Below are 15,032 nucleotides of genomic sequence, written 5' to 3' on the forward strand. Positions count from 1 at the left end.
GGTATTTTTTTTTTTTTTATAACCCCCCCCCCCCCACCCCCGCTCCTACAGACAGCGCCATAAAAAAAGCCCTGTATCTCATCGATACAGGGCTTTTTTATTGACACTATAGGCGCGCTTTTGGCGGGCAGTGTCGTCAGGCAATGGCTTGTTGCGACTTGCCCATCAGGCGATCACATACAAACGCCCCCACCAGAACGATCAGCGACGGCACCAGCCAGGCCAGACCTTGCTCGCTGAACGGCATGTGAGTCAGCCAGTTCGGCAAGCTATCAGCCAGGCCTGCGCCTTTAAGGGCATCAACTACGCCGAAGATAAACGACACCAGCATGACTGGACCAACGATACGCGTCTGCTCATTCCAGAAGCCTTTGCAAAAGCTCAAGGCCACCAGGACGATGCACGGCGGGTAAATGGCGGTCAGCACCGGCACCGAGAAGGCGATCAGCTTGGTCAGGCCCAGGTTCGAAACCAGCAGCGAGAACAAGGCAAGGATAATCACCAGCGCCTTGTAGGACAGCGGCAAGATCTTGCTGAAGTATTCAGCACAGGCGCAGGTCAGGCCTACTGCGGTTACCAGACACGCCAAGGCAATCAATACAGCAAGGAACCCACTGCCGAGCGAACCGAAGGTGTGCTGAACATACGCATGTAATACCGCTGCACCGTTGGTTGCACCAACAGCCACTTCATGGCTGCCCGACCCCAACCGGAACAAGCTGAGGTAGACCAGTGTCAGACCGATACCCGCCACCAGGCCAGCGATGATCGCATAGCGGGTGATCAGCTTCGGCGACTCAACACCGCGAGAACGGATTGCGTTAACAATCACGATGCCGAAAACCAGAGCACCCAAGGTGTCCATGGTCAGGTAGCCCTGGATAAACCCCTGGGAGAACGGCGCGGTCTCATAGACCGGAGTCGCGCTACCGATATCACCGGCAGGCAAGGCAAACGCGGCGATACCGAGAATGGCCAGGGCGATGATTTTGAGCGGTGCCAGGAAACGGCCAACAGTGTCCAGCAAACGGCCTGGATACAGCGAGACGAAGAATACGATCAGGAAATACACCGAGCTGTACAGGAACAGCGCCAGCGGGCTTTCACCGGTCAGAGGAGCCAGACCTACTTCGAACGACACGGTTGCCGTACGGGGGGTGGCGAACAGCGGGCCAACCGCCAAGTAAGCTGCAGCCGCCAGCAGGCCACCGGCGATCTTGCCGATCGGGCTACTCAGCGCGTCCATACCACCGCCGACTTTCGCCAGGGCGATCACAGTGACTACTGGCAAACCCACGGCAGTGATCAAAAAGCCCAACGCGGCGATCCAGACATTAGGGCCCGATTGCAAACCAACAATTGGCGGGAAAATGATATTGCCTGCGCCAACGAACAAGGCAAAGGTCATAAACCCAAGTGCCAGGATGTCCTGGCCTTTCAAAACTTTCATTACGGAAGTACCACACTAGTAAATCGGATTTTTAGAAGGGAATTTCCCGTGCGGATGTGGGAAATGTTGTCGGTCTGTATAAGTCCGACCCGTCTAGCGCGTGGCTTCCTTGTGGGACGCACACGCAAAAAAGCAGAATGGCGGCAAGATTACCGATTTTTTAAGAAGAGCGCACTGTTGCAGGGCATTCTGTCCGATGAACGAACGCAGTTGTCGCCTGGATGACATCGAAAAATAAACTGGTGTGCTTTTCCTACATCGCTGTTCCCGCATGCCTGTAGGAGAGAGCTTGCCTCGCGATCTTTTAGAAAGATCAAAAGATCGCGAGGCAAGCTCGCTCCTACAGATTTGGCGATCCCGAAACGCACAAAGGCCACCCGAAGGTGGCCTTTGTCTGATACAGCAATCAGCTAAGCACGAGGCTTACTTGGCAGCCCAACCAGTCAGCTCGGCCAGGGCCTTGCCGATGTCTGCCAGCGAACGCACGGTTTTAACGCCTGCGTCTTGCAGAGCAGCAAACTTCTCGTCTGCAGTGCCCTTGCCGCCAGAGATGATGGCGCCAGCATGGCCCATGCGCTTGCCCGGAGGAGCAGTCACACCAGCGATGTAGGAAACAACTGGCTTGGTCACGTGTGCCTTGATGTAGGCAGCCGCTTCTTCTTCAGCGGAACCGCCGATCTCACCGATCATCACGATCGCTTCGGTCTTCGGGTCTTCCTGGAACAGCTTCAGGATGTCGATGAAGTTGGAGCCCGGGATCGGGTCACCACCGATACCCACGCAAGTCGACTGACCGAAACCGGCGTCAGTGGTTTGCTTCACAGCTTCGTAAGTCAGGGTGCCGGAACGCGACACGATGCCTACTTTGCCTGGCAAGTGAATGTGACCTGGCATGATGCCGATCTTGCACTCGCCCGGAGTGATCACGCCTGGGCAGTTAGGGCCGATCAGGGTAACACCAAGCTCGTCGCACTTAACTTTAGCGTCCAGCATGTCCAGGGTAGGAATGCCTTCGGTGATGCAAACGATCAGCTTGATGCCGCCGAATGCTGCTTCCAGGATGGAGTCCTTGCAGAAAGGAGCTGGAACGTAGATCACGCTGGCAGTGGCGCCAGTGGCTGCTACAGCATCTTTCACGGTGTTGAACACTGGCAGACCCAGGTGCTCGGTACCGCCTTTGCCCGGAGTTACACCACCAACCATCTTGGTGCCGTACTCGATGGCTTGTTGGGTGTGGAAGCTACCTTGCGAACCAGTGATGCCCTGGCAGATAACTTTGGTGTCTTTATTGATCAGGACGCTCATTACTTGCCCTCCGCAGCTTTAACAACTTGTTGAGCAGCGTCGGTCAAGCTGGTAGCAGCGATGATGTTCAGGCCGCTGTCTGCCAGTACTTTAGCGCCCAGTTCAGCGTTGTTGCCTTCAAGGCGCACAACCACCGGGATTTTCACGCCGACTTCTTTCACTGCACCGATGATGCCTTCAGCAATCATGTCGCAACGAACGATGCCGCCGAAGATGTTGACCAATACTGCAGCGACATTGCTGTCGGACAGGATGATCTTGAACGCTTCAGTTACGCGCTCTTTGGTTGCGCCGCCACCTACGTCGAGGAAGTTGGCTGGCTTGCCGCCGTGCAGGTTAACGATGTCCATGGTGCCCATGGCCAGACCAGCACCGTTTACCATGCAGCCGATGTTGCCTTCCAGTGCCACGTAGTTCAGTTCGAACTGGGCAGCGTGCGCTTCGCGCGGATCGTCTTGCGACGGATCGTGGAAGGTTTTCAGCTTAGGCTGGCGGTACATGGCGTTTGCGTCGATGTTGATTTTTGCATCGAGGCAGTGCAGGTCGCCGTCAGTCTTGATAACCAGCGGGTTAACTTCCAGCAGGGCCAGGTCGTGGTCCTGGAACAGTTTGGCCAGACCAACGAAGATCTTGGCGAACTGGGAAACCTGCTTGCCTTCCAGACCCAGCTGGAATGCCAACTCGCGACCCTGGAATGGCTGAGCGCCAACCAGTGGGTCGATAGTTGCTTTCAGAATTTTTTCTGGAGTGTCGTGTGCGATCTTCTCGATGTCCACGCCACCTTCGGTGGAAGCCATGAACACGATACGACGGCTGGAACGGTCAACAACAGCGCCCAGGTACAGCTCTTTAGCGATATCAGTGCACGATTCAACCAGGATTTTGGTGACCGGCTGACCATTGGCATCAGTCTGGTAAGTCACCAGACGCTTGCCCAACCACTGTTGTGCAAATGCTTTAGCGTCTTCTTTGTTGCGAACCAGCTTAACGCCGCCCGCTTTGCCGCGACCGCCTGCGTGAACCTGGGCTTTTACTACCCATTCGGTCCCGCCGATTTTGTCGCAAGCTTCTGCCGCCGCTTCCGGGGTGTCTACTGCATAACCCTTGGATACTGGCAGGCCGTACTCAGCGAACAGCTGCTTACCCTGATACTCGTGAAGATTCATGCTTTTTACCGTCTTCGTTAGGTACTGCGCATTCGGCGCTGCACTTTCATTAGTGCCGCACCACCTGTGACTGCTGCTTGTGCTGCTTTAGCAAACCCGACATCCACGCGAGCAGAGGTCGGGCCTGGTTCAAACAAGACAAGACTGCGTCCGGCGGAAGTTCCGCGGTGAGGCTTGCAAGCAAGGCTCACGACGGGCAAACCGCCGTGGTTTCTTATTGTCTGGTCTTAACGTTTCTTACGGTTGGCAACGTGGATGGCACCGCCATTCACGGCCAGCGCTGCTTCATGCAACGCTTCGGACAGGGTTGGATGGGAGAAAACCATCATGCCCAGATCCTCGGCACTGGTGCCGAATTCCATACCGATAGCGCCTTGCTGTACCAGCTCTGCTGCGCTCGGGCCAATCACGTGGACGCCCAGTACGCGGTCAGTTTTGGCATCAGCAATGACTTTTACAAAGCCACCGGTATCGTTTGCTGCCATGGCACGGCCACTGGCTGCAAACGGGAAGGTGCCGACGTTAACTTCAACGCCTTCAGCTTTCAAGGCCTGTTCGGTTTTACCAACCCATGCGATCTCCGGGTGAGTGTAAATAACCGATGGAATCAGGTCGTAGTTCATCTCGGTCTTGTGACCTTTGATGCGCTCGACAACCATGATGCCTTCTTCAGAAGCCTTGTGCGCCAGCATCATGCCGCGAACCACGTCACCGATGGCGTAAACGCCCGGTACGCTGGTTGCGCAGTGATCGTCAACAAACACGAAACCGCGCTCGTCGATGGTCACGCCGCTGTCAGCTGCCAGCAGTTCGGTGGTCACTGGACGACGGCCTACCGCTACGATCAGCTTGTCGAAGGTGATGGTCTGTTCGCCGTTGGCGTCGGTGTAGGTCACAACGACTTCGTCGCCATTAACCTTGGAACCGGTCACACGAGCGCCCAGCTTGATGTCCAGACCTTGTTTGGTCAGGGTTTTGTAGGCTTCTTTGGACACGGCAGTGTCAGCTGCCATCAGGAACGTGTCCAGAGCTTCCAGGACAGTCACCTGAGCGCCCAGACGCGACCAGACCGAACCCAGTTCCAGGCCGATAACACCAGCGCCGATAACACCCAGGCGCTTAGGAACGGTTTGGAATTCCAGGGCGCCGGTCGAATCAACGATCACGTTGTTGTCTACTGGAGCAGGTGGAATGTCGATTGGACGCGAACCGGAAGCCAGGATCACGTTCTCGGCTTCGATGATTTCAACGCTGCCGTCTGGCTTGGTCAGTTCTACGCGCTTGCCGGCCAGCAGTTTGCCGTGGCCTTGCAGGGAAGTAACGCCGTTGGCCTTGAACAGGGTCGCAACGCCAGAGGTCAGGTTCTTCACGATGTTGGCTTTACGGCCGACCATCGCAGGGACGTCCATGTTCACGTCACCGGTGGTGATACCGTGGATGGCGAACGCATCCTTGGCTTCGTGATACTTCCAGGAGCTGTCCAACAGAGCCTTGGATGGAATGCAACCAACGTTCAGGCAAGTACCGCCCAATGCCAGTTTGCCTTCTTTGTCGGTGTATTTTTCGATGCAAGCAGTCGAAAGACCCAGTTGCGCGGCCTTGATGGCGGCAACGTAGCCGCCAGGGCCCGCACCAATCACTACAACGTCAAATTTCTGAGACATGGGAATAGATCCTCTATTAGCTACAAGCTGTCAGCCGCAAGCTGCAAGCTTAAGCCAAGCTGCTTTAACCAGCAGCTTGAAGCTTGAAGCTCGCAGCTATTCGTATCAAATATCCAGCAGCAGACGAGCCGGGTCTTCCAGCAGGTTTTTGATTGCTACCAGGAAACTTACAGCTTCTTTGCCGTCGATCAAACGGTGATCGTAGGACAGAGCCAAGTACATCATCGGACGGATTACTACCTGACCGTTGACTGCCATTGGACGCTGAAGGATGTTGTGCATGCCCAGGATCGCGGCTTGCGGCGGGTTAACGATCGGGGTCGACATCATCGAACCGAAGGTACCACCGTTAGTGATGGTGAACGTACCGCCGGTCATTTCGTCGATCGACAGTTTGCCATCACGGGCTTTTTTGCCGTAAGCAGCGATGCCGCCTTCGATTTCAGCCAGGCTCATCAGTTCTGCGTTACGCAGTACCGGAACAACCAGGCCACGGTCGCTGGACACAGCAACACCGATGTCGGCATAGCCGTGGTAAACGATGTCCGAACCGTCGATCGAAGCGTTAACAGCCGGGAAGCGCTTCAGCGCTTCGGTAGCGGCTTTAACGAAGAACGACATGAAGCCCAGACGCACGCCGTTGTGGGACTTCTCGAACAGGTCTTTGTACTTCGCACGCAGCGCCATGATTTCGGTCATGTCGACTTCGTTGAAAGTGGTCAGCATCGCCATGTTCGACTGAGCTTCTACCAGGCGCTTGGCCACGGTCGCACGAACGCGGGTCATCGGAACACGTTTTTCTACGCGGTCGCCAGCAGCGAACACTGGAGCAGCGGCAGCAGGCGCAGCAGCCTTGGCAGGTGCAGCGGCCGGAGCGGCTTTCTTGGCAGCTACAGCAGCAACCACGTCTTCCTTGGTCACACGACCGCCTTTGCCAGTACCGGCAACGGAAGCGATGTTGATGCCGTTTTCTTCAGCGATCTTGCGAGCCGCTGGAGCAGCGATTGGATCGTCTTCGCCATCAGCAGCTGGTGCGGCAGCTTGGGCAGCCGGAGCAGCAGCGGCAGGAGCGGCCGGAGCAGCAGCGCCGCCTTCAACGATGGAGCCCAGTACTTCGTCGGACAGAACGGTGTCGCCTTCGTTCTTGACGATAGCGCCCAGAACGCCGTCAGCAGTCGCCAATACTTCCAGTACGACTTTGTCGGTTTCGATGTCAACGATCAGGTCATCACGCTTTACAGCGTCGCCCGGTTGCTTGTGCCAGGTGGCAACGGTGCCATCGGCAACCGATTCCGGAAATGTTGGGGCTTTGATCTCGATAGCCATGTTCTTTGGTTCCTTTAATTCGGTTTCAGTGCGCGAAGGCGTTAAACGGTGAACGCGTCTTGCAACAGTTTGGCCTGTTGCTCAGCGTGCATCGATGCGTAACCACAAGCAGGTGCAGCAGAAGCGTCACGGCCCGCGTACTCAAGTACGAGAGACTTGTTGTGACCGCTGATGATGCGACGCATGTGGTGCTGGCTGCAGTACCAGGCGCCCTGGTTCATCGGCTCTTCCTGACACCAGACAATGTGCTTGGCGTTTTTGTACGGAGCCAGGACTTCAATCAAGTCGTCCTCAGGGAATGGGTACAACTGCTCAAGACGCACGATAGCGATGTCATCACGACCTTCGGCACGGCGTTTTTCCAACAGGTCGTAGTAGACCTTGCCGCTACACAGCACGATACGACCGACGTTTGCCGGATCTTGTGCATCGATTTCTGGAATAACGGTCTGGAACGAACCTTCGGCCAGATCTTCCAGTGTCGAGATTGCCAATTTGTGACGCAGCAACGACTTCGGCGTCAGCACCACCAGCGGCTTGCGCAGCGGACGGATGACCTGACGGCGCAGCAGGTGGTAGATCTGCGCTGGAGTGGTTGGCACGCACACCTGGATGTTGTGCTCGGCGCACAATTGCAGGTAACGCTCAAGACGTGCAGAAGAGTGCTCTGGGCCCTGACCTTCGTAGCCGTGAGGCAACAGCATGGTCAGACCGCACAGGCGACCCCACTTGTGCTCGCCGCTGGTGATGAACTGGTCGATAACAACCTGTGCACCGTTGGCGAAGTCACCGAACTGGGCTTCCCAGATCACCAGACCGTTTGGCGTGGTGGTCGAGTAGCCGTATTCGAACGCCAATACCGCTTCTTCGGACAGCAGCGAGTCGTACAGGTCAAAGCGTGGCTGACCTTCATACAGGTGCTGCAGCGGAATGTAAGTGCTGGCATCTTTTTGGTTGTGCAACACAGCGTGACGGTGCGAGAACGTACCGCGGCCAATGTCCTGACCGGTCATGCGGATCGGGTGACCTTCGAACGCCAGGGTCGCGTATGCCATGGTTTCGGCATAGCCCCAGTTGATCGGCAGGCCGCCGGCTTGCATTTTCTGACGGTCTTCGTAGATCTTCGAAACCTGACGCTGCAGCACGAAGCCTTCTGGAATTTCCAGCAGCTTGGCCGACAACTCTTGCAGAGTTTTCAGATCGAAACGTGTGTCGTGACGCGCAGTCCAGGCGTGACCCAGGTATGGACGCCAGTCAACGAACAGTTCTTTGTTCGGCTCTTTGACCAGACTTTTCACAACATGCAGACCGTTGTCCAGCGCGTTGCGGTATTCGTCGATCTTGGCCTGAACGCGCTCTGCGTCAACCACGTTTTCTTGAGTCAGACGCTCGGCATACAGCTCACGGGTGGTGCGCTGCTTGGCGATTTGCTGATACATCAGCGGCTGAGTACCGTTTGGCTCGTCGGCCTCGTTGTGACCGCGACGGCGGTAGCAGAACAGGTCGATCACGACGTCGCGCTTGAACTGCATGCGGTAGTCGATAGCCAACTGGGTCACGAACAATACGGCTTCCGGATCATCACCATTTACATGGAGGATCGGCGCCTGGATCATTTTCGCGACGTCAGTGCAGTACTCGGTGGAACGCGAGTCCAGCGGGTTGCTGATGGTGAAACCAACCTGGTTGTTGATCACCAGGTGAACGGTACCGCCAGTCTTGAAGCCGCGGGTCTGCGACATCTGGAAGGTTTCCATGACCACGCCCTGACCTGCGAACGCAGCGTCACCGTGGATGGAAATTGGCAGAACTTTCTCGCCAGTCGCGTCGTTACGACGGTCTTGACGTGCACGTACAGAACCCTCGACCACTGGAGAAACGATTTCCAGGTGGGATGGGTTGAACGCCATTGCCAGGTGAACTTCGCCACCCGAGGTCATGACGTTGGAGGAGAAGCCCTGGTGGTATTTAACGTCACCGGAACCCAGCTCGATCTGCTTCTTGCCTTCGAACTCGTCGAACAGGTCGCGCGGGTTTTTACCGAAGGTGTTGACCAGCACGTTCAGACGGCCACGGTGGGCCATGCCGATAACGATTTCCTTGGTGCCGTAGTTGCCCGAACGCTGAATCAGCTCGTCCAGCAGAGGGATCAGGCTCTCGCCGCCTTCCAGACCAAAACGCTTGGTGCCTGGGTATTTGGTGCCCAGGTATTTTTCCAGGCCTTCGGCTGCGGTGACGCGCTCAAGCAGGTGGCTTTTGATTTCTGCCGAATAGGTCGGACGGCCACGTACGCTTTCGAGACGCTGCTCAAACCAGTGGCGCTGCTCGGAGTCGACGATGTGCGTGAACTCGGCGCCGATGGTGCGGCAATATGTCTGCTGCAACGCTTCGAGAATTTCGCGTAGGCTCGCTTCCTCTTTGCCGATATACAGGTCGCCGGCACGGAAGGTCGTATCAAGATCGGCATTGGTCAAGCCGTAATGATTGATCGACAGGTCTGCAGGTGCAGGACGCTGCCACAGCCCCAGCGGATCAAGCTGGGCTGCCTGGTGGCCGCGCATCCGATAGGCCTGGATCAATCGCAGCACTTCAACCTGCTTCTTCTCGTGTTCGCTGCTCACGCTGCCGGCAGATACCGGTTGGGCGCGGCGCTGGTTCTTCGCCAGCAACACGAAATGATCGCGGATTGTGGAGTGCGAAACATCGTTGGCAGAGTTGCCTTCAGTAGGCAACGTCTGAAATTTGGTGCGCCATTCTTCTGGCACAGCGTTAGGGTCGTGCAGGTAGAGCTCGTAGAGCTCTTCCACATAGGCAGCGTTACCACCTGAAAGATAGCCGCTGTTCCACATGCGCTGCATCACGCTTTCTTGCATGCTTGGTCACCCTCGGTTAGGGGACACCATCGGCGAAAAACCAGAGCACTTGAGAAAGTCCGAATGCAGCGACTAAAACAAGCCACTTGAATCACGCTGATAGTCCGGGTACCAGCCCGGATGCCCCTGCTGGTCTCATTTCTTCAAAATAAGAGCTGCAGCTTTGTGAGCTGCTGCTCAGGTTATAACTACGGCGCCGGTTGAAGCCTGCGCCGTAGCATCTACGGTTACAGCGGTGTTGCAGTACAGCTTTGAATCACACGCCGCTTTGCAGCAGCATGCTGCGCACGTGACCGATGGCCTTAGTCGGGTTCAGGCCCTTCGGACACACGTTTACGCAGTTCATGATCCCGCGGCAGCGGAATACGCTGAACGGGTCGTCCAGCGAAGCCAGACGCTCGCTGGTCTTGGTGTCACGGCTGTCAGCCAGGAAACGGTAGGCTTGCAGCAGTGCAGCAGGACCCAGGAACTTGTCAGGGTTCCACCAGAATGATGGGCACGAGGTCGAGCAGCAAGCGCACAGGATGCACTCGTACAGACCGTCAAGCTTTTCACGCTCTTCTGGCGATTGCAGACGCTCAATGGCCGGAGCCGGAGTATCGTTCTGCAGGAACGGCTTCACCTTCTCGTATTGCTTGTAGAAGATGCTCATGTCGACGACCAGGTCACGGATAACCGGCAAACCTGGCAGAGGACGAATAACCAATTTGTTACCCTTTACAACAGAAGACAGCGGCGTTACGCACGCCAGGCCGTTCTTGCCGTTGATGTTCATGCCGTCGGAGCCGCAAACGCCCTCACGGCAAGAGCGACGATAGGAGAAACCCTCGTCCTGCTCTTTGATCAGGGCCAGAACATCCAGCACCATCAGGTCTTTACCGTTGGTATTGACCTGGAATTCCTGCATGAACGGCGCAGCGTCCTGATCCGGGTTGTAGCGATAAACACTGACTTTCAACATATCGGCCACCCTTAGTAAGTTCGAACCATTGGCTGGAAGGTCGGAACGGTTTTCGGCGAGAAGTTCACCGCACGTTTGGCTACGCGCTTTTCACCCGGGAAGTACAGGGTGTGGCACAGCCAGTTAACGTCGTCACGATCTTCGAAGTCTTCACGGGCGTGAGCACCGCGCGATTCCTTACGGGTTTCTGCAGCAATTGCAGTCGCTTCGGCCACTTCGAGCAGGTTTTGCAGCTCAAGGGCTTCGATACGAGCAGTGTTGAACGCCTGGCTCTTATCGTTGATTTTCACGTTGGCGATGCGCTTGCGCAGCTCTTGCAACTGAGCAATACCCTTCTGCATGTATTCACCAGTACGGAATACACCGAAGTAGTTCTGCATGCAGCTTTGCAGCTCTTTACGCAGCGTAGGGACGTCTTCGCCATCGGTACGCGAGTTCAGGCCATCCAGACGCGCCAGGGCGGCATCGATATCGGATTGACGTGGACGAGCGTAATCAACGCCTTCTTTCAGGGTCTGCTCAAGGAACAGACCAGCAGCACGACCGAATACCACCAGGTCGAGCAGCGAGTTGCCACCCAGACGGTTTGCACCGTGAACCGATACGCACGCCACTTCGCCCACTGCGAACAGACCAGGGATGATTGCGTCGTTGCCGTCGGCGTCTTGGGTAATTGCCTGACCATGAATGTTGGTGGCAATGCCGCCCATCATATAGTGGCAGGTTGGAACTACTGGAACTGGAGCCAATACCGGGTCAACGTGTGCGAAGGTCTTGGACAGTTCGCAGATGCCTGGCAGACGGCTGTGCAGAACTTCTTCACCCAGGTGATCGAGTTTCAGCATTACGTGGTCGCCATCTGGACCGCAACCATTGCCCGCGATGATTTCTTTAACCATCGAGCGTGCAACCACGTCACGACCAGCAAGGTCTTTGGCGTTAGGAGCATAACGCTCCATGAAACGCTCGCCGTGCTTGTTGATCAGGTATCCACCTTCACCACGGCATCCTTCGGTTACCAGTACACCAGCACCGGCAATACCGGTCGGGTGGAACTGCCACATTTCGATGTCCTGCACCGGTACGCCTGCACGCAGGGCCATGCCGATACCGTCACCGGTGTTGATCAGGGCGTTGGTGGTCGAAGAGTAGATACGACCTGCACCGCCAGTCGCCAGAACGGTGGCGTTGGCACGAACATAAGAAGTTTCGCCAGTTTCGATGCAGATGACGATCATGCCTACGAAGGCACCTTCTTCGTTCTTCACCAGGTCGACACCGTAGTATTCGTTCAGGAATACAGTGCCGGCCTTCAGGTTGGCCTGGTACAGGGTGTGCAGCAGCGCGTGACCGGTACGGTCGGCAGCAGCGCACGTACGGGCAGCCTGGCCACCTTTACCAAAGTCCTTGGACTGACCGCCGAAAGGACGCTGGTAAATACGGCCTTGCTCGGTCCGGGAGAACGGCAGACCCATATGCTCGAGTTCGAAAACGGCTTCTGGGCCTACGGAACACATGTATTCGATAGCGTCCTGGTCACCGATGTAGTCGGAACCCTTGACGGTATCGTACATGTGCCAGCGCCAGTCATCGTTTGGATCCGCAGAAGCGATCGCGCAGGTGATACCACCCTGTGCCGACACGGTGTGGGAACGGGTCGGGAAAACCTTGGTGATTACTGCAGTCTTGTGACCGCCCTGGGCCAGCTGCAACGCAGCGCGCATGCCAGCACCGCCGCCGCCAACAATAATGGCGTCGAAGGAAAGTGTATTAACTGTGTTAGCCATGAATCAGATACCCCAAAGAATCTGCACACCCCAGACGAAGTAAGCGAACATTGCAACGCCGCATACTGCCTGGAAGAGGAAACGTACTGCTGTCGCGGACTTGCCCAGCGCCATCGGCGTCAGGTAGTCAGTCGCGATGGTCCACATGCCGACCCAGGCGTGAGCGCCAAGAGCAACCAGGGCCAACAGGCTGAAGATACGCATCCAGTTGCTTGCGAACAGCTCGTGCCATTGGGCGTAGCCAATGCCAGGGTTCGCAACGAGGTATCCGATCAGGAAAATGAAATAAGCCGCTAGAACGACCGCAGACACACGCTGTGCCATCCAGTCATAGAGGCCCGAACGCGAAAGGTTCGTAACGCTGGTTACCATATCCAAACTCCTGCCAGAACAATCATCACCACGGAGATGACGATTACGATTTTCGAGCCCAGCTTGCCGCCTTCCAGCGTCTCACCGATACCCATGTCCATAATCAAGTGGCGCACGCCGGCAACCAAGTGATACAGCAAGGCAGATAGCAGGCCCCAGGCAATGAATTTGGCCAGCGGGCTGGTCAAGCATGCCTTCACCTCGGCAAAACCTTCTTCTGAACCCAGCGATTTGCTCAATGCATAAAGCATGAAGCCCAGGCCGAGAAAAAGAATGATGCCCGATACGCGGTGCAGAAACGACGTAACGCCGGTAATGGGGAGTTTGATGGTCCTTAGGTCTAGGTTTACAGGTCGTTGGCTATTCACGGCTTTTTTCACACTGAAGAGCCCCTAACAATCAGGGCAAGTTTGTTGGGATGCGCACTGGTCAGGTACCCACCTCCCGGGAGTGACGACCCCCATCTAAACAGGCCCAAAAGCCTCTGGCGGTCGGCTGCCGAGTATAGACAGTTAGGTTACTAATGACAACGCAATCACCTCCCTCTAATAGAGCATTGCACTCTTGGCATAAAAGGCGTAAACGGCAGGGATATTCGAGAAAAAGGACTCCTTAAAGCCTTGTACAGCAAGACTTTAGGCAAATTGACATTCAAATTTATCTAACTATAGTGGTGCGGGCCCTGCGTGGGGGGTCTGTCTGATGATTTCAAGCATAAATAGGAGGCCACATGGCTGACAAAAAAGCGCAGTTGATCATCGAGGGCGCTGCCCCCGTCGAGCTGCCCATTTTAACTGGCACCGTTGGTCCCGATGTAATCGATGTGCGCGGCCTCACGGCCACGGGCCGATTCACATTCGACCCAGGCTTCATGTCGACCGCATCCTGCGAATCGAAGATCACCTATATTGATGGTGACAACGGTATCCTGCTGCACCGCGGCTACCCGATCGAGCAACTGGCTGAACACTCTGACTACCTGGAAACAGCTTACCTGCTGCTGAACGGCGAACTGCCGACGGTAGAACAGAAGGCTCAGTTTGTCAGCAACGTGAAGAACCACACCATGGTTCACGAGCAGTTGAAGACCTTCTTCAACGGCTTCCGTCGTGACGCTCACCCGATGGCCGTCATGTGCGGCGTAGTCGGCGCACTGTCGGCTTTCTACCACGACTCTCTGGACATCAATAACCCGCAGCATCGCGAAATCTCCGCGATTCGTCTGGTTGCCAAGATGCCAACCCTGGCCGCAATGGTTTACAAGTACTCCATGGGACAACCCATGATGTACCCGCGTAACGACCTGAGCTATGCCGAAAACTTCCTGCACATGATGTTCAACACCCCGTGCGAGATCAAACCGATCAGCCCGGTACTGGCCAAGGCCATGGATAAGATCTTTATCCTGCACGCCGACCACGAACAGAACGCATCGACCTCTACCGTACGCCTGGCGGGCTCTTCGGGCGCCAACCCGTTCGCGTGTATCGCTGCTGGCATCGCGGCACTGTGGGGCCCGGCTCACGGCGGCGCCAACGAAGCTGTTCTGACCATGCTCGACGAAATTGGCGATGTGTCCAACATCGACAAGTTCATCGCCAAGGCCAAGGACAAGAACGATCCATTCAAACTGATGGGCTTTGGTCACCGCGTTTACAAAAACCGCGACCCACGCGCCACCGTGATGAAAAAGACTTGCGACGAAGTGCTCAAAGAGCTGGGGATCAAGAACGACCCGCAACTCGAACTTGCCATGCGCCTGGAAGAGATCGCACTGACCGATCCTTACTTCATCGAGCGCTCGCTGTACCCGAACGTCGACTTCTACTCGGGGATCATCCTCAAGGCGATCGGCATTCCAACCAGCATGTTCACCGTAATCTTCGCCTTGTCGCGGACTGTCGGCTGGATCTCGCACTGGAAAGAAATGCTCTCCAGCCCGTACAAGATTGGCCGCCCACGCCAGCTGTACACCGGCTACGAGTCGCGTGACTTCAGCAAGCTTGAAGACCGCAAATAAGACCATTGATACCACGATAGCGTCTTAGCTGCTGCCGATACGGCCTCTACCTGGTAGAGGCCGTATTTTTTTGTGCGCAATAAACACTGCGTGTAGGAGCGTGCTTTG

At 56.1% G+C, this 15,032-nt stretch carries 11 protein-coding genes; 1 reads left to right on the forward strand and 10 read right to left on the reverse strand.

The features are described from left to right. Positions 1 to 136: 136 nt before the first annotated feature. From brnQ to sdhC, 10 genes are all read right to left on the reverse strand, one after another. The gene (brnQ, locus tag NTD86_RS03500) at positions 137 to 1,450 is read right to left on the reverse strand and encodes a branched-chain amino acid transport system II carrier protein (protein ID WP_262200773.1); all 1,314 of its coding nucleotides are present in this window, start codon (positions 1,448 to 1,450) and stop codon (positions 137 to 139) included. A gap of 423 nt (positions 1,451 to 1,873) precedes the next feature. Beyond that, entirely contained in the window at positions 1,874 to 2,755 is an 882-nt protein-coding gene (gene sucD, locus NTD86_RS03505; protein ID WP_262200774.1) for a succinate--CoA ligase subunit alpha, read from the reverse strand. Further along, entirely contained in the window at positions 2,755 to 3,921 is a 1,167-nt protein-coding gene (gene sucC, locus NTD86_RS03510) for an ADP-forming succinate--CoA ligase subunit beta (RefSeq protein ID WP_262200775.1), read from the reverse strand. The genes sucD and sucC overlap by 1 nt, the downstream gene beginning before the upstream one ends. 227 nt (positions 3,922 to 4,148) lie before the next feature. Continuing rightward, the gene (gene lpdA / locus NTD86_RS03515; protein ID WP_262200776.1) at positions 4,149 to 5,585 is read right to left on the reverse strand and encodes a dihydrolipoyl dehydrogenase; all 1,437 of its coding nucleotides are present in this window, start codon (positions 5,583 to 5,585) and stop codon (positions 4,149 to 4,151) included. Positions 5,586 to 5,690: 105 nt separating this feature from the next. After that, entirely contained in the window at positions 5,691 to 6,911 is a 1,221-nt protein-coding gene (odhB, locus tag NTD86_RS03520; RefSeq protein ID WP_262200777.1) for a 2-oxoglutarate dehydrogenase complex dihydrolipoyllysine-residue succinyltransferase, read from the reverse strand. 41 nt (positions 6,912 to 6,952) lie between these two features. Next, entirely contained in the window at positions 6,953 to 9,784 is a 2,832-nt protein-coding gene (locus NTD86_RS03525) for a 2-oxoglutarate dehydrogenase E1 component (protein ID WP_262200778.1), read from the reverse strand. A gap of 256 nt (positions 9,785 to 10,040) precedes the next feature. Further along, complete coding sequence (locus NTD86_RS03530) at positions 10,041 to 10,745, reverse strand: succinate dehydrogenase iron-sulfur subunit (protein ID WP_048368577.1); 705 nt, start codon at positions 10,743 to 10,745, stop codon at positions 10,041 to 10,043. A gap of 11 nt (positions 10,746 to 10,756) precedes the next feature. Next, on the reverse strand, positions 10,757 to 12,532 hold the full coding sequence (gene sdhA, locus NTD86_RS03535; protein ID WP_262200779.1) for a succinate dehydrogenase flavoprotein subunit: 1,776 nt from the start codon (positions 12,530 to 12,532) through the stop codon (positions 10,757 to 10,759). Positions 12,533 to 12,535: 3 nt separating this feature from the next. Continuing rightward, complete coding sequence (gene sdhD / locus NTD86_RS03540; protein WP_003446906.1) at positions 12,536 to 12,904, reverse strand: succinate dehydrogenase, hydrophobic membrane anchor protein; 369 nt, start codon at positions 12,902 to 12,904, stop codon at positions 12,536 to 12,538. After that, entirely contained in the window at positions 12,898 to 13,284 is a 387-nt protein-coding gene (sdhC, locus tag NTD86_RS03545; RefSeq protein WP_019408939.1) for a succinate dehydrogenase, cytochrome b556 subunit, read from the reverse strand. Before sdhC ends, sdhD begins: the two co-directional genes overlap by 7 nt. A 350-nt stretch (positions 13,285 to 13,634) precedes the next feature. Here sdhC and gltA point away from each other — a divergent pair, with 350 nt between their 5' ends. Next, entirely contained in the window at positions 13,635 to 14,924 is a 1,290-nt protein-coding gene (gene gltA / locus NTD86_RS03550) for a citrate synthase (RefSeq protein WP_048368579.1), read from the forward strand. Positions 14,925 to 15,032: the final 108 nt, after the last annotated feature.

The sequence above is a fragment of the Pseudomonas sp. 7P_10.2_Bac1 genome (assembly GCF_025465935.1).
GTDB lineage: Bacteria > Pseudomonadota > Gammaproteobacteria > Pseudomonadales > Pseudomonadaceae > Aquipseudomonas.

Bases quoted from the DNA above. Each gene is read 5' to 3' on its own strand.
- brnQ (WP_262200773.1), bottom strand. From the start codon at position 1,450: ATGAAAGTTTTGAAAGGCCAGGACATCCTGGCACTTGGGTTTATGACC.
- sucD (WP_262200774.1), bottom strand. From the start codon at position 2,755: ATGAGCGTCCTGATCAATAAAGACACCAAAGTTATCTGCCAGGGCATC.
- sucC (WP_262200775.1), bottom strand. From the start codon at position 3,921: ATGAATCTTCACGAGTATCAGGGTAAGCAGCTGTTCGCTGAGTACGGC.
- lpdA (WP_262200776.1), bottom strand. From the start codon at position 5,585: ATGTCTCAGAAATTTGACGTTGTAGTGATTGGTGCGGGCCCTGGCGGC.
- odhB (WP_262200777.1), bottom strand. From the start codon at position 6,911: ATGGCTATCGAGATCAAAGCCCCAACATTTCCGGAATCGGTTGCCGAT.
- NTD86_RS03525 (WP_262200778.1), bottom strand. From the start codon at position 9,784: ATGCAAGAAAGCGTGATGCAGCGCATGTGGAACAGCGGCTATCTTTCA.
- NTD86_RS03530 (WP_048368577.1), bottom strand. From the start codon at position 10,745: ATGTTGAAAGTCAGTGTTTATCGCTACAACCCGGATCAGGACGCTGCG.
- sdhA (WP_262200779.1), bottom strand. From the start codon at position 12,532: ATGGCTAACACAGTTAATACACTTTCCTTCGACGCCATTATTGTTGGC.
- sdhD (WP_003446906.1), bottom strand. From the start codon at position 12,904: ATGGTAACCAGCGTTACGAACCTTTCGCGTTCGGGCCTCTATGACTGG.
- gltA (WP_048368579.1), top strand. From the start codon at position 13,635: ATGGCTGACAAAAAAGCGCAGTTGATCATCGAGGGCGCTGCCCCCGTC.